Origin of the sequence: Pseudomonas sp. NPDC098740 (assembly GCF_044760065.1) — a bacterium.
GTDB classification, from domain to species: Bacteria; Pseudomonadota; Gammaproteobacteria; order Pseudomonadales; family Pseudomonadaceae; genus Aquipseudomonas; species Aquipseudomonas rossensis.
In genome coordinates, this window is sequence record NZ_JBIWAM010000001.1 from 295,498 (window position 1) to 314,013 (window position 18,516).

17 protein-coding genes and 2 pseudogenes are annotated in these 18,516 nt (G+C 59.6%); 8 read left to right on the forward strand and 11 right to left on the reverse strand.

Annotated elements, in window-relative coordinates; genetic code table 11:
• Window positions 1-18: 18 nt before the first annotated feature.
• Window positions 19-948, forward strand: a complete 930-nt coding sequence (locus tag ACIQU2_RS01510; protein ID WP_403137924.1) for a catalase family peroxidase — start codon at window positions 19-21, stop codon at window positions 946-948.
• Window positions 945-1,493 (forward strand): hypothetical protein, encoded by a 549-nt coding sequence (locus ACIQU2_RS01515; RefSeq protein ID WP_347804854.1) that lies wholly within the window; start codon window positions 945-947, stop codon window positions 1,491-1,493. The genes ACIQU2_RS01510 and ACIQU2_RS01515 overlap by 4 nt, the downstream gene beginning before the upstream one ends.
• Window positions 1,494-1,545: 52 nt before the next feature.
• On the opposite strand, the gene dapF is transcribed toward ACIQU2_RS01515, so the two are convergent.
• The 6 genes from dapF to ACIQU2_RS01545 all read right to left on the reverse strand — a co-directional run bounded on the left by dapF (window position 1,546) and on the right by ACIQU2_RS01545 (window position 10,429).
• Window positions 1,546-2,361: a diaminopimelate epimerase gene (dapF, locus tag ACIQU2_RS01520; RefSeq protein ID WP_403137927.1), complete on the reverse strand. Its 816-nt coding sequence runs from the start codon at window positions 2,359-2,361 to the stop codon at window positions 1,546-1,548.
• 272 nt (window positions 2,362-2,633) lie between these two features.
• On the reverse strand, window positions 2,634-3,653 hold the full coding sequence (locus ACIQU2_RS01525) for an AbrB family transcriptional regulator (RefSeq protein WP_403137929.1): 1,020 nt from the start codon (window positions 3,651-3,653) through the stop codon (window positions 2,634-2,636).
• Between the two features lie 152 nt (window positions 3,654-3,805).
• Complete coding sequence (gene katG / locus ACIQU2_RS01530; RefSeq protein ID WP_403137932.1) at window positions 3,806-6,061, reverse strand: catalase/peroxidase HPI; 2,256 nt, start codon at window positions 6,059-6,061, stop codon at window positions 3,806-3,808.
• 389 nt (window positions 6,062-6,450) lie between these two features.
• Window positions 6,451-8,487, reverse strand: a complete 2,037-nt coding sequence (locus tag ACIQU2_RS01535) for an LTA synthase family protein (RefSeq protein WP_403137934.1) — start codon at window positions 8,485-8,487, stop codon at window positions 6,451-6,453.
• A 32-nt stretch (window positions 8,488-8,519) separates the two neighbouring features.
• Window positions 8,520-9,134, reverse strand: coding sequence for a hypothetical protein (locus tag ACIQU2_RS01540; RefSeq protein WP_347804849.1), 615 nt, complete (start codon window positions 9,132-9,134; stop codon window positions 8,520-8,522).
• Window positions 9,131-10,429: an exo-alpha-sialidase gene (locus ACIQU2_RS01545; RefSeq protein ID WP_403137937.1), complete on the reverse strand. Its 1,299-nt coding sequence runs from the start codon at window positions 10,427-10,429 to the stop codon at window positions 9,131-9,133. Before ACIQU2_RS01545 ends, ACIQU2_RS01540 begins: the two co-directional genes overlap by 4 nt.
• A 324-nt stretch (window positions 10,430-10,753) precedes the next feature.
• On the opposite strand from ACIQU2_RS01545, the gene ACIQU2_RS01550 reads away from it, so the two are divergent.
• Window positions 10,754-11,260: a GNAT family N-acetyltransferase gene (locus ACIQU2_RS01550; protein WP_403137939.1), complete on the forward strand. Its 507-nt coding sequence runs from the start codon at window positions 10,754-10,756 to the stop codon at window positions 11,258-11,260.
• Between the two features lie 181 nt (window positions 11,261-11,441).
• Here the strand turns inward: ACIQU2_RS01550 and ACIQU2_RS01555 are convergent, their stop codons facing one another.
• The 3 genes and pseudogenes from ACIQU2_RS01555 to ACIQU2_RS01565 all read right to left on the reverse strand — a co-directional run.
• The gene (locus ACIQU2_RS01555; RefSeq protein ID WP_403137941.1) at window positions 11,442-12,014 is read right to left on the reverse strand and encodes a hypothetical protein; all 573 of its coding nucleotides are present in this window, start codon (window positions 12,012-12,014) and stop codon (window positions 11,442-11,444) included.
• A 148-nt stretch (window positions 12,015-12,162) separates the two neighbouring features.
• Window positions 12,163-12,369, reverse strand: a complete 207-nt coding sequence (locus tag ACIQU2_RS01560; RefSeq protein ID WP_403138322.1) for a hypothetical protein — start codon at window positions 12,367-12,369, stop codon at window positions 12,163-12,165.
• A 55-nt stretch (window positions 12,370-12,424) separates the two neighbouring features.
• Window positions 12,425-12,511: pseudogene (locus ACIQU2_RS01565) on the reverse strand (DUF899 domain-containing protein); the annotation flags it as partial.
• Between the two features lie 82 nt (window positions 12,512-12,593).
• Between ACIQU2_RS01565 and ACIQU2_RS01570 the strand changes: the two are divergent.
• Together ACIQU2_RS01570 and ACIQU2_RS01575 are read left to right on the forward strand one after the other, a co-directional pair.
• The gene (locus tag ACIQU2_RS01570; protein WP_403137944.1) at window positions 12,594-13,814 is read left to right on the forward strand and encodes a helix-turn-helix domain-containing protein; all 1,221 of its coding nucleotides are present in this window, start codon (window positions 12,594-12,596) and stop codon (window positions 13,812-13,814) included.
• Window positions 13,815-13,850: 36 nt separating this feature from the next.
• Entirely contained in the window at window positions 13,851-14,480 is a 630-nt protein-coding gene (locus tag ACIQU2_RS01575; protein ID WP_403137947.1) for a PQQ-binding-like beta-propeller repeat protein, read from the forward strand.
• 16 nt (window positions 14,481-14,496) lie between these two features.
• Here ACIQU2_RS01575 and ACIQU2_RS01580 read toward each other — a convergent pair whose 3' ends face one another.
• On the reverse strand, window positions 14,497-15,357 hold the full coding sequence (locus tag ACIQU2_RS01580) for a CAP domain-containing protein (protein ID WP_347805490.1): 861 nt from the start codon (window positions 15,355-15,357) through the stop codon (window positions 14,497-14,499).
• Between the two features lie 173 nt (window positions 15,358-15,530).
• On the opposite strand from ACIQU2_RS01580, the gene ACIQU2_RS01585 reads away from it, so the two are divergent.
• Window positions 15,531-15,938, forward strand: coding sequence for a hypothetical protein (locus tag ACIQU2_RS01585; protein WP_403137949.1), 408 nt, complete (start codon window positions 15,531-15,533; stop codon window positions 15,936-15,938).
• Here ACIQU2_RS01585 and ACIQU2_RS01590 read toward each other — a convergent pair.
• A complete protein-coding gene (locus ACIQU2_RS01590; RefSeq protein WP_403137951.1) occupies window positions 15,886-16,776 on the reverse strand; it encodes a DMT family transporter in 891 nt (296 codons plus the stop codon). The genes ACIQU2_RS01585 and ACIQU2_RS01590 overlap by 53 nt on opposite strands.
• A gap of 83 nt (window positions 16,777-16,859) precedes the next feature.
• Here ACIQU2_RS01590 and ACIQU2_RS01595 point away from each other — a divergent pair, with 83 nt between their 5' ends.
• Window positions 16,860-18,191, forward strand: coding sequence for a PLP-dependent aminotransferase family protein (locus tag ACIQU2_RS01595; protein ID WP_403137954.1), 1,332 nt, complete (start codon window positions 16,860-16,862; stop codon window positions 18,189-18,191).
• Window positions 18,192-18,410 (forward strand): annotated as a pseudogene (locus tag ACIQU2_RS01600) (peroxiredoxin); the annotation flags it as partial.
• Window positions 18,411-18,516: the final 106 nt, after the last annotated feature.

Consider the following 18,516-nt stretch of genomic DNA (forward strand, 5'->3'; position numbering starts at 1 on the left):
CCCATGAGAAGTGCCCCCATGTCCCAGGACAGACTTTACGACGCTTTACTTGATGCACTCGCCGCGACGTTCGGCCATCACCCGGGATTTCGCGTGACCCATGCCAAGGGTGTATTGCTACGCGGAACCTTTGCGGCTTCGCCATCAGCTCCCGTACTAAGCCGGGCTGCCCATTTGCAGGGGCAACCGGAGTCGGTGCTGCTGAGGTTCTCCAACTTCAGCGGCGTGCCAGCCACCGAGGACGGCGATCCGAAGGCCAGTCCTCACGGCCTGGCCGTTCGCTTTACGCTGCCGGACGGTGAGTTCACGGACATCGTGACGCACTCGTTCAACGGCTTTCCGGTGGCCACACCCGAAGACTTCCTGAGTTTTTTGCAGGGCATCGCCGCCAACGTCGCCACGTCGCCGAATCCGCTGCCGCTGCAAACCTTTCTGGCCAATCATCCACGTGCGGAGCATTTTCTTCAGGCACCCAAGCCCGCGCCGAGCAGTTACGCCAGCGTCGAATACTTTGGCGTGAATGCCCTGGTGTTCAGCAACCGTCAGGGTGAAGCGTTTATCGGTCGCTACCGTATTGAGCCGTTGCTGGCAGAGCCTGCATTGAGTGATCAGCAAGCCGCCGCGATGCCAGCCGATTATTTGCAGGCCGAAATCGGCGCCCGACTGGCCAGGGGGGCAGTGAAGTTACGTCTGGTGGTGCAACTGGCGGCGCCGGGGGATGCCATCGAAGACGGGTCGATCCCTTGGTCGCGCAGCCACGAGGAAGTCGAGCTGGGGATTCTGACCCTTGATGCGCTTGTCCCGGCTGAGGAACAACAGCTTGCCCAGCAGCGCCTTGATTTCAATCCCGGGCGCTTGCCCGATGGCATCGCACCCAGTCACGATCCGATGATTCTGGCGCGCGAACGCCTCTACCAGCGGGCCATGCTCCGGCGGCAGCAACCATGAGCATTGACGCCGATATTGGCGTCAGTGTGATTGTGCATGAGGTCAATCCGCAGTATCAGGCGTTGTATGAGCAATGGATGAACAAGGCCATCGACGCCCATCGACAGTTTCCGGGTTACCTGGCGACGGATGTGGTCAAACCGGTCGGCTTGCACTTGCGCTACGCAATCATCCTGCGCTTTGTCAGCAAGGGGCATGTCACGGCCTGGCTGGAATCCCGGGTTCGTCATGCCTTATTGCGCGAGTCATTGCCCTGGCTGCGGCAGGACTACCACCGTACTGACGATGATTCGAAATTCTGGTTTGAGCCGCTGCAAGGACGGGTAACCGTCGAGCGATGGAAGCAATGGTTACTGTCCTGGATGATCGTATTGCCGTTGACCGTTTTTGTGCCTTGGGTTTTGGCGGCTGGGCTTGAACTGTCTGATCTGCGTCTGCCGGTCTGGTTGTTCAAGGTTGCGGTTGCCGGGGTGGTGTCATTCAGTATGGTCTATGGGTTGATGCCGTTGACGACGCGTCTGATGTCGCGTTGGTTGTTGAGCTGATATCAGTGGTCGTGAATGATTAACTCCTCCGATTATCACGATATAGCCGCTATTAAACGTGCAATAAGCTATCCGTGATCATTCCCGAAAAAGTTGTCTCTACCGGTCCGATAAGAAAGACAGATCCCACGCCATCCCATTGAACCGTTACGGTTCCGCCATCACATTCAACCTCAACGGAGTTGTCTAATAAACCACGACGAATTCCGTTAACAGCGGCGCCACAAGAACAGGAACCTGAACCGAGCGGAATGCCACCCCATCGCTCCCAAATGCGCAACCGAATGTGCTTCCGGTTAATGATCTGGACGAAATGTACGTTCGTCCTGAGGGGGAATAGGGGGTTGGTTTCAATTGTCGGTCCGATTGTCGCTATATCAATGGCTGTTAGATCATCCACAACATAGGTGCAGTGCGGATTGCCCATGCTGCACGCTGTTGGGTCACCAGCAAGTGGCAAAACAGCTGTATCCAGTTCCAGAGCCAGGGGAATATCCGACCAGCCGAAAAGCGGCTCCCCCATGTTCACAGAAACTGCGCCGGTCGAAGTTCGTTCGCAAGTGAGTAGGCCACGGTTGGTTCGGAGCGCTATCGAAGTGGTATTTGATTCGCGCATCAGCATATCCGCGGCACCCCGCGTTGCGCTGCCACAAACATCCAGCGTGGAGCCATCTGCATTCCAAAACATCAAACGCGCATCTGCATCATCGCAATCGAGCACCACCGCGAGTTGATTGAATCCGATTCCTCGGTTCCGATCACCCATTCGCCGAGCCAGGGTACTTGTCATTGGATTGGCCGCGTTTCGCGAGTCCACAATAACGAAGTCATCGCCATTGGCGTGCATTTTATGAAAACTCAGCGGCATAAATAGATCCTGGCGGAATTGACGTTTAAAGGCGATCTAGCCCCAATTCGGTTTTCTGATCCGTATTTTCCTGCGTCATCTGCATCTGTAACGCACACAGCCGCCGGCTCACAATATCGGCACGCTCCGCAGTCGCGGCAACGGCTGCTCCGCAAACTCATAATGTAGGAGGCCCAATGGGCAAGATGGCGATTTTCCTGGGTGGATTTCTGGTGTTGACCATTTTGATTGGTGCCCTGGCCACGATCTCTCCCGCTTAGTCCTTTCTGCGATCAGACATCCTCCCGCCAGCGCCGCGCCTGTACGACCAACGCCGGCGCAAAGTGCAGCACGACCATTCGCACCAGGTGATGGGTCAGGATGAACACCACGTTCAGCCCGCCACTGAAGGCGACGAGGGCGATGGTTTCGATCGCGCCAGGCATGTACGCCAGCCACAACGACAAGGGATCGCTGCCCAGTACCCGTCCGGCCACTGCGGCAAACGCTGCTGCAATCAGCAGCATCAGGCCGACGGCCATCAGCCCGGCTCGTCCGTGGCGGACGAGTTCTGCGAGGCTGATGTCTTTGAATTTCGAGCCAATCAGCACGCCGAGGAGGACCACGGCGGTGTCGACACTCCATGACGGCAGGTGGAAGGCCTGGAGATAGCCCAGTTTGATGTAGACGCCGGTGACGACGATCGCGGTGAGCATGAACGGTGCCGGAACGCCGACGCGCAACAGCAAGCGGCCGAGCAACAGGCACAAGGCGATCAGCGATAGCAGGGTCAGCGCGGTACTCATGAGCAGCGGGCTGCTCTCGGCAAGCGCCACGTCGGTCTGCCCGGGAATGCAGAAGCTGACCAGCACGGTGATGGACAGCAGTCGCACCAGGTGCACGACGATCACCTTGCTGGACGCGCGCTCGGACTCGAGCAAATCGAACACGGCGGCGAGTGCGCCCGGATACACGGCTAACAGGGAGTCCTTCGGGTTCCATCCCGAGACCTTGAGCAGCCACACGCCGGCCACGGCACTTTGGACCGTCAGGCCCAGCAGCATGAAGCCCAGACTGGGTAACATGGCGGCCGCCGTTTGGCTGTTCCACGAGGTGAACATCAGGCCGGTCGCGATCCCCAATACGATTTGCACGTAGCCAAGGCTGAAGGGCAGCGTGGGGGAAAAACGCAAGTTGCTGGCGATCAATGCGGTGGCGAGTATCGAGCCCAGCAACAGGCCATGGGGGAGACCGGCATATTGCAGCGCGGTGCCGACGCCGGTGGCGATCAGCAAACACAGTAGGGTTTTCATGGTGTTGATGAGTCTTCCTTGATTCATGCCGAACCCAACGCTTGCATCCGGGCCACGCACGTTTTCCCATCTAACGGCGTGAAGCGTCAAGTGACAAAAAGCACAACGCCTCCACAGTGGGAGGCGTTGCAGTTTCAGCATTAACGCTCGTGTTACTTAAGGTCGAAGCGATCCAGGCCCATCACTTTGGCCCAGGCGGCTACGAAGTCTTTGACGAACTTCTCCTGCGCATCAGCGGTTGCATACACTTCCGCCAACGCACGCAGCTGCGCATGTGAGCCGAAGACAAGGTCGACACGGGTGCCGGTCCACTTCACTTCGCCGGTTTTGCGATCGCGGCCTTCAAACTCCTCATTAGCCTCCGACACCGGTTTCCATTCCACGCCCATATCCAGCAGGTTTTTGAAGAAGTCGTTGGTCAACGCTTCCGGCTGCTTGGTGAATACACCGTGCCTGGTTTGTCCGACGTTGGTGTTCAGCACGCGCATGCCGCCAATGAGCGCGGTCATTTCTGGCGCGGTAAGTGTCAGCAGTTGCGCCTTGTCGATCAACAGCTGCTCGGCCGCTACGCTGTATCTGCCTTTGAGGTAGTTGCGGAAGCCATCGGCGATGGGTTCGAGGAAGCCGAAGGATTCCACGTCCGTTTGCTCTTGGGAGGTGTCCATCCGTCCTGGTGTGAACGGCACCGTCACGGTTTGACCGGCATTTTTCGCCGCCTGTTCGACGCCCGCGTTACCGGCCAGCACGATCAGGTCTGCCAGCGAGATCTTCTTGCCGCCGCTGTTGAACTCGCTTTGGATGCCTTCGAGTTTCGCCAGCACGTTCGCCAATTGCTCAGGCTGGTTGGCCTGCCAGAACTTCTGCGGGGCCAGACGCAAACGCCCACCGTTGGCACCGCCGCGTTTGTCGGAGCCACGGAAGGTCGAAGCCGCCGCCCAAGCCGTTGATACAAGCTGCGAGACGGTCAGGCCCGAGGCCAGGAGTTTGCTCTTGAGTGCGGCGACGTCACTGTCGTTGACCAAGGCATGGTCGACCGCTGGAATCGGGTCTTGCCACAGCAGCTCTTCGCTCGGCATTTCCGGGCCGAGGTAGCGGGAGAGGGGACCCATGTCGCGGTGGATCAGCTTGAACCAGGCGCGGGCGAATGCGTCGGCCAACTGGTCTGGATTGGCCAGGAAGCGCCGCGAAATCGGTTCATAGATCGGGTCGAATCGCAGCGACAGGTCGGTGGTCAGCATGGTCGGATTACGACGCTTGGACGGGTCGTGAGCATCCGGAATGATGCCCGCACCGGCACCGTTTTTCGGTATCCACTGGCTCGCACCGGCCGGGCTTTTGCTCAGTTCCCACTCGAAGCCGAACAGGTTCTCCAGGTAGTTGTTGCTCCACCGGGTGGGCGTGGTGGTCCAGGTCACTTCCAGGCCGCTGGTGATGGTGTCCGGCCCTTTGCCGGTGCCGAAGCTGTTCTTCCAGCCAAAGCCTTGGGCTTCGAGGCCAGCCGCTTCGGGCTCGGCGCCGACATTGTCGGCAGGTCCGGCGCCGTGGGTCTTGCCGAAGGCGTGGCCGCCGGCGATCAGTGCCACGGTTTCTTCGTCATTCATCGCCATGCGCGCGAAGGTTTCACGGATGTCCTTCCCGGCAGCGACCGGGTCGGGGTTGCCTTCCGGGCCTTCCGGGTTGACGTAGATCAGGCCCATTTGCACGGCGGCGAGCGGGTTTTCCAGGTTGCGCCCCTGGTCGGTGCGGCTCTCCTCATTTTCCCCCGGCTCGGCAACGAGTGGGCCTTCGCCGGGCTCTTGCATGGGTTCCTTGTCTTTGCCGTAGCGGGTGTCGCCGCCCAGCCACTTGTTTTCGGAGCCCCAGTAGACGTCCTCATCCGGTTCCCAAACGTCCGCACGACCGCCGGAAAAGCCGAAGGTTTTGAAGCCCATGGATTCCAGCGCAACGTTGCCGGTGAGGACGATCAGATCTGCCCAGGAAATTTTGCGGCCATATTTTTGCTTGATCGGCCAGAGCAGCCGGCGTGCCTTGTCGAGGCTGACGTTGTCCGGCCAACTGTTGAGCGGCGCGAAGCGTTGCTGACCGGAACCGGCGCCACCACGACCGTCACCGGTGCGGTACGTACCGGCGGCGTGCCAGGCCATGCGAATGAAGAGTGGCCCGTAGTGACCGAAGTCCGCCGGCCACCAGTCCTGGGAATCGGTCATCAACGCAGTCAGGTCTCTTTTGACCGCTTCAAAGTCCAGGCTTTTGAATGCTTCGGCGTAGTTGAAGCCCTCGTCCATGGGGTCGGACAGGGACGAGTGCTGATGGAGGATCTTCAGATTCAGTTGGTTCGGCCACCAGTCGCGGTTTGTCGTGCCACCGCCAGCGGCGTGATTGAACGGGCATTTCGATTCATTTGCCATGTGTGAGCTACCTTTGGTCGTGTTCATCCGGCTATCCGGCCCAGCGTGGGCGTTAAATAGCAACGAGCGAAACCAATGACACAGGCTGCAGGGCCAGCAGTTTGATCAACTGATTGTTTTGATCACACGGGAATTCTGAACAGCGGCAATCGAGTTGCCTGCACGGTGGCCTACGGCAGGTTTAGTCAGGCTTCTGACCCATTCCTATCTCCTTATCAGCTCTTGACCGGCCGGCTTATGGTGCCGGCGCTCGAATAAGGTTAGACCCCAGTTGGGAAGTCAGCTAATAGGGGGAGTATTGGGTCGTGATAGGCAGAGTCTTTTACTGGCATCACGGGGCGCGCCCGCGTCTATCTGGACCAATAGACGGGGCTTGAAGGCAAACGTGGTTACTTTCGCACGTTCTGGTACAGCATCAACCTTGAGGTTTCATGCATGGCGCGGGTCAGTTGCGACAGGCGCTTGAACTCTTCAGGGTTTTGCTCGGCGACGTTGTCCAGCGGCGTTGGTGAGGCCAGGTCATGGAGACTTGGCGAGCTGCCGTCATGCTCCATCTGCACCATGTAGTGTTGAGTCACGCCAGCAATCAGTGGGAATGTTCCCTCACGCAGTACCAGGGGTACCACGCGTTCACCCTCGGGAGCGGGCTGCTGAATGTCACGGCCCATGCCGCTGTTGCGAAACTCAAGGCCGGCCATGCCCGCCACGGTGGGCAGCAAGTCCACCAGGCCGACCGCTTCCTTGACCTTACGCGTCCCCAGCAAACCTGGTGCGTGGATGATCATCGGCACCGCGTTGCTTTCCAGACCCAGTTGCTCGTAGGCCGGTGCCAGGAACGGGATCTGCGCGATACGGGTGTTGTGGTCGCCAAACAGCACGAAAATGGTGTTGTCGTACCAGCCGCCTGCTTTGGCGATTTCCATCAAGCGTCCGATGTTGAAGTCCAGCAAACGCACGGCGTTGTACTGCTCGACACTGCGCGATCCTGCGGCCTGTACTTCGGCAAGGGTAGGGTGCTTGACCTCGAATCCATCATTGGTCTTGGGAATCGTGAAGGGGCGGTGATTCCCGGCCGTCTGTACATAGGCGAAGAACGGTTTGTCCTTGGGCAGTGCTTGCAGGATCTGGTCGGTTTCCTTGAACAGGTCCAGATCGGAAATCCCCCAGACATCCACCACCGGGGACTTCCAGTCCCGCTCTTCAAACAAGCGAACGCCGTCGATGCTTTGCCGGATCAAGGCATTCATGTTGGCCCAGCCGGAGTTGCCGCCGATGGTGTAGATCTTGTCGTAACCGGTGAAGGCGTTGATCAGTGTGTTTTGCTTGGTGATCAACGGATTACGCGTCGCGGTTTCCTGACGGGTGACGTCAGGCACACCGCTGATGCTGGCCCAGACGGTTTTTGCGGTCCCCGTCACCGGCACATAGAAGTGCTCGAAGAACCAGCTCTGCGTGGCCAGTCGATCGATGTTCGGCGTCGGATTGATCGGATTGCCATAGGCCCCGACGGCGCTGGTGCCCAGCGATTCGAGCATGACGAACATCACGTTCGGCGGCCGCGAGCCCGGTATTTTGTAGGGTTGTGGTGCCTGGTGACGGACGAAATCAAGGGTTTGCGGATCAGGCTTGTCCACCCCCAGGTAGTTGGCCATCACCGCGTAGTGTTCGCGCACCTGCGCTTCGTCATAGCGCGACTGGCCGACTTTGACCGTGTCGTAGAGGAACAACACCGGGTTCAAGCCCAACGCAGCGATCTGGTTATTGCCCGAGAAGAACGCATCGCTCCAGCGCAATGGGACCGGGTTTTCAAGGTTCATGTTTTCGACACGACCCAAAATGCCCAGCAGCACCACCACGACCATCAACGCGCCACCCAATGTCGCGGCGAGCCGGCGAATGGCTTTGCGAGGGCGGTCCAGCGTTACGCGTTCCAGACGCACAAGGGCCAGTGTCACCAGCGTGACCGTTGCCAGCCAACCCAATGAAATCCAGATAACCGGGTAGGTCTGCCAGACCATGTCACGGGATATTTGCGCATCCTCGATGAAGCGCAGCACGGTGGCGTTGATCCTCACACCCAGGTAGGCGTAATGACCAAAATCGATGATGTAAATCAGCAGCAGGACGCTCAGGGCCGCGACCAGATACACGCGGGCGATGCGGCGAAGCAGACGGCTGCCGATCAGGTTCCAGCGAGGAATCCAGGCCAGGAACGCCAACGGTAACATCGCCAGGATGGCCAGGCGCAGATCGAAACGAAAGCCGATTCCCAGGGTTTCCATGACGTCATTTTTGTCGATCAGGGCGTTGGCGTCGAAACCGGAATAGCCGAAAAAGAACATGACCCGAAGCACAGCAAACAGCGCAAACGTAATCGCTGTCGCGCCCAGCCAGTAATGTAAACGTCTCGAGTGCAGCCAACCCATCCCTGTTCCCCTGTTAATAAAGTCGTTAAATCTCAAACGGAACTGGACACATCGCCCACTGCACCGCGGCGCTTGGTTGCCCGGCGATACGTCCAGCGCACGGCAAGCATCAGCAGTGCCACGCAGCAATACAGACCCAGCAGCGGGTCAACCAGGTAATCCCAATAGTTTTGCGAAGGTTTGATCCCGGCAATGAAGGCCAGGGTCGCGCTGGCCAGCATCACGACGGCCAGGCCGTTGCGCAGGTAAAACAGGCCCAGTGTCAGCACGGCGAGAAAAATCAGCATGGGGCGCGGGCTGTAGCCAAACCGATAGGGGTCCAGATCACTCATGCCCAGGGTTGCCGGGTACAGCACCAGGGCCATCGCGGCGAAGAGGATCAATACGCCGGTTTTACCCCGCGCAGGTGGCAGGATGTCCAGCCGACGCAAGCAGCCCCACGCCATGAACACCATTGAGGTGATCGCCAGGTCATCAATGTAGCTGCGCAAATAGGCGGCCAACGATAACCCGTCCAGCGGTATGAAGCTGACTGCCAGCAATGCGGCCAACAGTGCGATCCGCCAGGTCCTGTGCATGCCGAAAGAAGGCAGCACCAGGAAGATGATCATTGCGAAGCTGACATGGGCTTGCCACAGGCTGATCATTTGCGACGCTCGTTGAGCCAGGCATCGTTGAAGGTGACGTGCTTGATGAAGGTGTTGTTCCAGGAATAAACCAAGTGATACATACCGTCGGGACTGCGGATGAAGTACGGGTATTCATATTCAAACTCACACCCTTGGCTTTTACAGACACGGTTGTCGAGGTTGTCCAGGAACTGTGCCTCCAGCGGTTGGCGAAGTGCGCCGCTGGAACCGCGGAACTCTTTACCGATGATTTCCTTGTAGGCCTCGGGTGAAAACGGAGCGCCCGCTGGATCAGGTGACTTGTCCAGGTCCCGCAACGAACGCCAATCGTCCATTTTTGCGTCGGTCCCATAAAGACTCAGCTTGAAGCGCCCCTCCTGCAGGTCGTTGAGCGCCACCAGCAACCCATGTTCGGGCGTCGCGACGGCGGCCAACGATGAGTTCGGATTCGAGGGGTCGAGCGGATAAGGCTCACTCCAGGTTTGACCGGCGTCTTCGGTGCGGGTCGCCAGCACACGGTGGTGGGTGTCGCCGGCATAGCGCAGCAAGGCGATGCCGCGCTGGCCGTCCAGCGGAACCACCGTGGGTTGCAATGAATTATTGCCGTGGCTGATGCGGAATTTGTCGATCACTTCGCCGTCTGCGCTCAAGTAGAGGTACTCGGCAAATTTGCCCAGAAACTCGTGGTAGACCGGTAAGCCGATGGAGCCATCGGCATGAAACACCGGTGCCGACCGGACCAGGGTGCTGATGTTCAGAAAGGGTGAAGTGATCAGCTGGCGCGGAGCGGACCAATGTTCACCGAAGTCGTCTGAAACCATTACATTGACCGCGCTGCCGGCCCAGCCACCCATGGACACGGACACGTAGAACAACCACAGGCGATTGTCCGGCGCGAGTGCCACCACCGGATTGCCCAGCTTGCGAATGTATTTTTGGGTGCCCTGTTGGGTCGAATCCCGCGTCGCCAATACCTGTTCAGCCCCCCATTCGCCGGTTTTCGGGTCGAAACGGGCGGAGCGCACCTGCACATCGGCTGCGCCTTCGCGGGAGCCGGCGAACCAGACCGTCATCAGGCTGCCGTCGGGCAAGGCGGTGACCGCCGAGGAATGCACGAAATCCACCAGCCCGGAGGAGGCGAAGCGGCTGGTATAAATAGGCTTGGCCACTTGGCCGGCCACTGCCATCACTGGACTTATCAGGGCAAAGGAAGAGTGCGTATTGGCAGGATTGACGAACCATGCGGCTGCAAACAGGCAAGAGAGTGCGAGGTATGCACCGAGGGCAGGAATGCTGGGAAGTTTGATGCGCATAATTAAGGCTTTGGCATTTCATGGCCCGATAAAGCGCTCAAGCTAACACTCGGTAGTACAAGATCGGGTTTAATGAATTTCTATTTTGTAAGAAATTGTTTGTGGTGCGCTGCCATGTCGATCAGCAACACTCAATGGATAGGCTGAAACTGCCGGAATAGAGGGATGTCGATCGAGCCAGCGGAATTGACGAGCCATTCTCGCCGTTGGTCGTAAAGCCGGACATGAACGGTGACGAGAGTGAAAAAGGAAGCCGATTTCACGCTTCTCTCCATCATCCGCAAAAAGTAATCTGTCGAACCTACACTTGGATGGATCCAAACCATGCACCTGACCCACCGCCCTGTCAGCGCTGAAGATATTCCGACCCTTTGCGCCTTTCCACAAACCCCCCAAGAGCTGTTCTTTATGTTCCCGAAGGCGCAATACCCCCTGACGGAAGATCAACTGCAGGCATCGATTGCTCAACGTTCTGACTCAACGGTGGTTGAGGGCGACGGTTATGTTATGGGCTTCGCGAACTTTTATACGTTTGATCGCGATGGCGTCTGCGCGATCGGCAATGTGATCGTGTCGCCCAAGGCTCGAGGGAAAGGGATCGCGAAGTTTTTGGTGCAGACGATGGTGGGGCTGGCGTTTGAACGTCATCGAGCACGCGAGGTGCATCTGTCGTGTTTCAACGAGAATACGGCGGGGCTGCTTCTGTATCCGCAGCTTGGGTTTGTGCCGTATGGGATTGAGGAGCGCTTGGCGCCGGACGGGCGTCGGGTAGCGCTGATAAAAATGCGGTTACTCACCGAAGGCAAAAGCATCGAAATCCCATGTGCGTAGATAAAGCGTGCCCCGTCGTGCTGCGAAACAAGAAGGGCGGGAGATTTTAGCGTTCCAGCATCCGTTGGTTTCCAGGTGAAACGAGAGGGTGGTATTGCGGGGGAGTTGTAAGGCTCCAATAAAGAGCCTTACTTATCCTGAGAATCAAAGTGCTTGCGAATGCGGCGAGTCGTGGTGAGGGTTAATGCTGCTTGTACGTATGCATGGTGAACGCTTTTCCTGTCGGGTCGTTGCCCTCAAGCGTTATTTCATCATCCTTGATCGACAGGATTCGGGCTTCGTCGGAAGCGCCAGAGGCGTAAGCATCGCTCAAGTTCGGCGCCGACGGCCCGGCCAATTTGGCAACCAGCGACGGTGGAATGGATGTGCCGTCGACTACGTAGGACATTGGAATTGTTTTCATGTCAGCCAGGGTGAACGAAAGCAGGCTTGAGTCGGCGGTCCAGCTACCGGCACCGTTTACGCTGTACTCAAAACGGTAAGGTTTGGCTTCCACGGTTCCGTCCACGATGACGGTGCCATTGACGTTGTACCGACCGTTGCGGAAGTACTCGGTCATGCCCTTGAATTCAAAATTGCCGTTGGTGATTGGGTAGGTGTAATCAGTGTTCCAGCGACCTATGAAGCGTGGGTTGTTGGGGTTGGCGTCGTGCAATGTAGAGTAAATCGTTACAACACTGGCCAGAACAGCAACCACGCTCCCGAAGATGAACCAGGCTTTCAGTGACGCATTTTTTAAAACAGTGAAACTCATTTTGATGGATTCCATTCGATTGGTTAGTCATGCATGCATGCATGCAAAGGAATATTAACTTCACATTCAGCTAATTCGTTTGGGGTTCCAGAAAAATAGCCGCACCCCATTTGATGGGGCGCGGCTTTTTGCAGTTTTTCATCAGGAGCTATCGGCCGCAGAACTCCGCTGGCCTTCGCTCGGCAAAGACTGCCAGCCCTTCAGTGAAATCGGCATTTTCGCAGGCCTGTCGACGCAGTTCGGCCATCTGCTCCATCGCCTGGACGGGCATCGGTTGCAGGTCTTCCACAATGCGCAATTGTTCCTTCACCGCCGCAATGGCCAGCGGCGCTTTGGCGGCGATGCCTCGGGCCATTGTCGACCCGAACCCATGGCAGCGCCTGACGTTGCCGTGCCAGTTCATCGCTGCGCCGGGTCAGCGCTTTCTCAGCTTCGAGCAGTTCGAGCCGCGTTGCCAGCCATGCTTCACGCGTGGTGATCATGTGGTTGTTCATCATTGTCCGCTCCGGGTGGAGGATCGTGAATTAGACTAAACACCGAACATCCGACGGTGGGAGTGACAACGGTGGCGGGATTGCGATGGACTCGCTGATCACGGCCGCAGCGCAGGCGCTGGCGGCGGGTGATCCGCTCGGCGCGCTGAACCGGGTCGCGTTGCGCGACGATGCGCCGGCGCTGGCGTTGCGGGGTATTGCGATGGCGCAACTCGGCGATCTGGTGCGAGCCAAGGCGCTGGTGCAGAGGGCCGCACGGGCCTTCGGTCCGAAGGAGGCCTTGGCTCGGGCGCGCTGTGTGGTCGCCGAGGCCGAGATCGCGCTGGCCTCCCGGGAATTGGGCTGGCCGGTGAAGGCACTTGAGTCAGCGCGAGTGACGCTGGAGACGCACGGCGATCGAGTGAACGCCGCTCATGCGCGGTATTTGCAGATTCGGCGTTTGCTGCTGATCGGGCATCTCGAAGAGGCTGACGTGCTGCTCGCCGAGCTTGACCCCGCCCCATTACCGCCAGCATTGCGCGCCGCCCACGAACTGGTCGTGGCGGGGATCGCGATGCGACGACTCGAGACGAACAAGGCGCGGTTTGCACTCACAAGAGCCGAGCACGCCGCGCGCGACGCCGATATTCCTGCGCTGACGGCCGAGGTGGAAAACGCTGCCCTTGTCCTGAACACGCCCGTAGCGCGTTTGATTGCCCATGGCGAAGAACGGCCTCTATTGCTGGATGAGGTTGAAGCGTTGCTCGCGTCCACGTCGCTGGTCGTGGACGCGTGTCGCTACGTCGTGCGTGGTGCCGGCATGTCGGTCTCCCTCGCCACACGCCCGGTCTTGTTCGCCCTCGCACGGGCACTGGCCGAAGCGTGGCCGGCCGACGTGTCGAGGGAAACGCTGATTACCCGGGCCTTCCGTTTGAAGCACGCCGATGAGTCCCTTCGCGCGCGGTTGCGAGTCGAAGTCGGGCGACTGCGCGCGGCACTTAAACCCTTGGCCGGCGTAACGGCTACCCAGCGCGGGTTTGCGCTGGTGTCGCTGGTTGCCTCTGACGTTGTGGTGCTGGCGCAACACCTCGAAGAGAAGCACGGGTCGTTGTTCGCTTTCCTCGTCGACGGTGAGTCGTGGTCGAGCTCGGCCCTGGCACTGGCCCTCGGTGCCAGCCAGCGGACGGTGCAACGGGCACTCGAGGAATTGGCCCGCGCGGGCAAGGTGCAGTCGTTCGGTCGCGGTCGGGCACGTCGCTGGATGGTCCCGCCGGTGCCGGGTTTCGCGACGACCTTGTTACTCCCGGTGCCGCTGCCGGGTGACTAGGATGAACGCCTCCCACCCGTAACGAGGAATGCCAACATGAAACAGTCAGCAGCCAAAATCGTTCGTGAATATGGACCCTTTGCCGGTGTCGACAAGGTGCATGGCGTCACCTGGGACGGCCGGCACGTGTGGTTTGCCACCGGCGACAAACTCAACGCCCTGGACCCTGCGAGCGGCAAGACACTGCGTTCAATCGATGTCGCCGCCCATGCCGGCACCGCCTTCGACGGCCAGCACCTGTTCCAGATCGCCGAGGACCGCATCCAGAAAATCGACCCGCAGACCGGCCGTGTACTCGCGACTATTCCGGCGCCTGGCGGCAGTGACTCAGGGCTGACGTGGGCGGAAGGGACGCTGTGGGTCGGTGAGTATCGGGATCGCAAGATTCATCAGATCGATCCCGAGACCGGCGCGATTCTGCGCACCCTTGAATCCAACCGTTTCGTCACCGGGGTGACCTGGGTCGAGGGTCAGCTGTGGCATGGCACGTGGGAAGAAGACGAGAGTGAGTTACGCCATATCGATTCGACAACCGGCGAGGTGTTGGAGAGCGTGAAGCTGCCGGCCGGCGTCGGGGTGTCGGGGCTTGAATCGGACGGCGGCGATCAGTTTTTTTGCGGCGGCGGTGGCAGTGGGAAGGTGAGGGCGGTGCGGCGCCCCAAATGAGGCGCCGCTCAATCGCTTAAGGCGCGCCAAACAACATCGTCCAATAAACCCCCTCATCACTGCGCGCGTCCGCCGCATAGGCTGCGCCCATTTGGGTAAACATCGGATTCATCAGGTTGGCGCAATGCCCCGGGCTGGCCAGCCAGCCCGACATGGCCTTGCTCGGTGAGCCCTGGCCGGCAGCGATGTTCTCGCCGATCTGCCGGCCACGGAAACCAGCGGCTCTGGCCCGGTCTGCAGGCATATCACCGTCGGGGTCCTGGTGGGCGAAGTAGTTGCCGTAGGCCATCGCCTTGCTGTGCCCTTGCGCAGCTGCGCCCAGGGCTGCGCTCCAGGCCAATGGCCGTGCGGCGGCGAAGCGCTGACGACCGCAGAGGCGCGGCTTTGAGCGTGCCGCATTGACCTGTGCCAGCAACGCTTTGCTGACGGCTCGCGAATCACCCACACGACTGTCCAGCACGGGCTGCGCCAGCACCACCTGCCACTCACTCCGGGCGCGACTGACGCCAATGTCGGCGTATTGGGTATCGAGCAACGCCCCGCAGTAATCGCTCTGGAGCATGTCGAAGGCCTCATCGGCATCCTGCGCACCGACCACGCGAATCGTGCGCACCGTCACTGCCTGATAGCCCGACGCTTTCAATCTATCGCGCAAACCACCGCCGTAACCGATCGGCAAGGCCAGGTTCGACTTCAGCGCCAGCGGCGATAACGCTCGCCCCGCGCGCCCCAAGCAGCGATCGGGGTGAGCGCGGTAGTCGTTGATGGCTTCCACCAACTGCCTTTCGGCACCGGCGTGGGCGGGGTTGGCGAACAGGTAAAAAAGAGGAATGAAACAGAGCGAGGCAACGCGAACGGACAGGAGGGTTTGGCGCATGGATGAATAGCTCTGAGCGGGCAAGTGGGTTTCACGGCTCGGCTATGACTGGCGCTTCAACACAAGGTTCACGGGCGAAAGAGACATATTTGCGCTGGGCGCAGTGCGTCCGCCAAAGAGGACATGGAGGTGTCGTATGATGGCTTCTTTTGACCCGTCACAAGGATCCACCCATGCCGCTAAGCAAACGCGATCAGGCGCACATCGAGCGTCGCCTGATTGCCACCCTGACCGAGGCGTGTGAGACGGCCAAAGTGGACATCGTCGGGTTCTGCTGGCTGACCCACGAGGTCGATTACGAGGTGTTCCCCTCCAGCCTGAGGGTCATCTGGGTCTTCGATACGCAGGCCGATAAGGATCAGGCGCTGGCCAGTGGGCAGGGCGAGCGCATGCTCGAGTTGACTGCCAATGCGTTAAACGAAGCGGACGTTCTCGTCAGCCCGGTATCGGCCCATGTGCAGTTCGATTCTGAAGAAGAATGCCAACGCGCCAATGGCGGAAACTGGCAGCAACGCTTGTCGCGCCCGCTCACTTCGAAAACTTCCTCGCCCCGGCCACGCAAAGGATCACCGCGACGGTAACCCCCAGCATGCCGATGCTGACGTGCTCGTGAAGCAGCGTGGCCGCCAGCGCCAAACCAAAAAACGGCTGTAGCAGTTGCAGCTGGCCGACGGCGGCAATCCCCCCTTGGGCCAGCCCGCGGTACCAGAATACGAAGCCGATCAGCATGCTGAAGATCGACACGTAAGCCAGGCTGAACCACGCGGATGGGGTGATTCCCGAGAACGAAGCCGGGGCCATGAACCAGCTCAGCGGGACCATGACGGGCAGCGACAGCAGCAATGCCCAAGAGATCACCTGCCAGCCTCCCAGGGTTCTTGAAAGCTTTGCGCCTTCTGCATAACCCAGCCCGCAGGCGAGGATGGCCAGCAGCATGAGGATGTCGCCGGTCGGAGAAGCTGTCAGGCCTTGCGAGACGGCAAATCCCACGACCAAAGCGCTGCCCAGGACTGAGAAGAACCAGAACACCGGCCGTGGACGCTCCCCGCCGCGCAACACGCCGAACACCGCAGTGGCGAGTGGCAACAAGCCAACGAAGACGATGGAATGCGCCGACGTCACGTACTGCAGCGCCAGCGCCGTCAGTAGCGGAAACCCTACTACAACGCCCATTGCCACGATCGCCAAGGGCAGAAGCTGAGGCTTGGCGGGACGTTTTTCTTTAAACAGCACCAGCATGCACAGCGCCAGAAGCCCGGCAATCGCCGCTCGGGCAACGGTCAGGAAAACCGGGTCGAATTCCAGCACGGCCAACCGTGTGGCCGGCAGCGAGCAGCTGAAAATCAGCACGCCGATAAACCCGTTGAGCCATCCGCTCGCGGTCTTTTCCGTCATTGGGTTTTGCAGGGTCCGTTCCATATGAGGGCACTCTGAATTTGCAGAGATCCATCGTATGATCGACGATCACTACAATCAAAAAATTGTCATGGATACATCTCGACATGCCTCGCTCACGGTACAAGTCATTAGTGGATGCTTTGGCGGCCGACATCCGGTCTGGCCGGTTGTTGCCGGGCACGCGCTTGCCGACGCATCGCCAACTGGCGGCCACAGAAGGGTTGGCGCTGGTGACCGCCAGTCGGGTGTATGCGGAGCTCGAAGCCATGGGCCTGGTCAGCGGCGAGACGGGGCGAGGCACGTTCGTGCGGGAGACGTCGTTGCCGCCTGGCTTGGGTATCGACCAGAAAAACGTTGCCGTTGGAATGACCGACCTCAACTTCAACTATCCCTCGCTGCCAGGGCAGGCAGAACTCTTGCGAAATGCACTGCGCCAACTCGCCTCGGGCGGTGATCTGGAGTCCCTGTTGCGCTACCAGCCACACGCCGGGCGTCTGCATGAGCGCGCCTCGGTGGCGCGCCATTTGCTCGCCCGAGGGCTGACAGTGGATGCCGAGCAAGTGTTAATGGTCAGTGGTGCCCAGCATGGGCTGGCCGTGACGATGATGGCGCTGCTGCAACCCGGTGATGTGATTGCTGCGGATGCGCTGACCTATTCAGGATTCATCGTGCTGGCCGAAGCCTTGCACCTTGAAATCGTGCCCATTCCCGTGACCGAACAGGGACCTGATCTGGAGGCGCTGGACAGTCTGTGCCGGAGTCGCCGCGTGCGGGCGGTGTACTCGATGCCGACGCTGCACAATCCGCTGGGGTGGGTGATGAGTGCCGATCAGCGCGAGTCACTGGTGACAATTGCGCGCAAGCATGACTTGCTCATCATCGAGGACGCCGCGTATGCCTTCCTTGCCGAGAACCCGCCGGCACCGATAGCGCAACTCGCACCCGAGAGAACCGTTTACGTTTCAGGGCTCTCCAAGAGTGTGGCCACTGGACTTCGCGTTGGTTTCGTCGCAGTCCCGGCAGAAAAAGTGCCCGCGCTGGAGCGAACGATCAGGGCGACCACCTGGAATACCCCCGGCGTGCTGACGGCGATCGCGAGCACGTGGCTCGACGATGGCACCGTCATGCAACTGGAAGCTGAAAAACGTCGGGATGCTCAGGCCAGGCAGACCATGGCCGCCGAAGTGCTGGCGGGCCTTCCATGTATTCGCCACCCGTCGTCCTATTTTCTTTGGCTGCCTTTGTCTGAAGATGCGAGGGCAGACCAGATCGCCGCGGCGCTGCTGCGTGAAAAAGTCGCGGTTTCAACCGCTGAGCCTTTTGCCACTTCTGCTCATGTCCCGCATGCGATCCGCTTGGCGCTGGGGTCAGCGGAGATGGGCGCACTTCGAGAGGCGCTTGAAAAAGTTAAGTGGGTGATTGGTGCTTATTCATAGCGCAAAATGAAGGTCACGCTCCCGCCTGACCTGGCCATTGACGCCGAAGTGGACCTGGGCACCAACGCAGGCGGCTACCTCCTGCAGGCGCGCCTCAACATCAGCCTGCCGGGAATGGACCGCGAAACAGCCCGAGCGCTGGTGGATGAAGGGCACAAGCTGTGTCCGTACTCCAAAGCCACGCGGGGCAACATCAACGTCGAAATCAACCTGGTCTGAGCCGGACCTGTCACGCAATTTGGGCAAGGCATCGCAAGGGTGAAGCTTGGCTTTCGCCCTTGCGATATGGCTTACGTGCCCAATGCCTTCTCTGACCGGCTGGTAA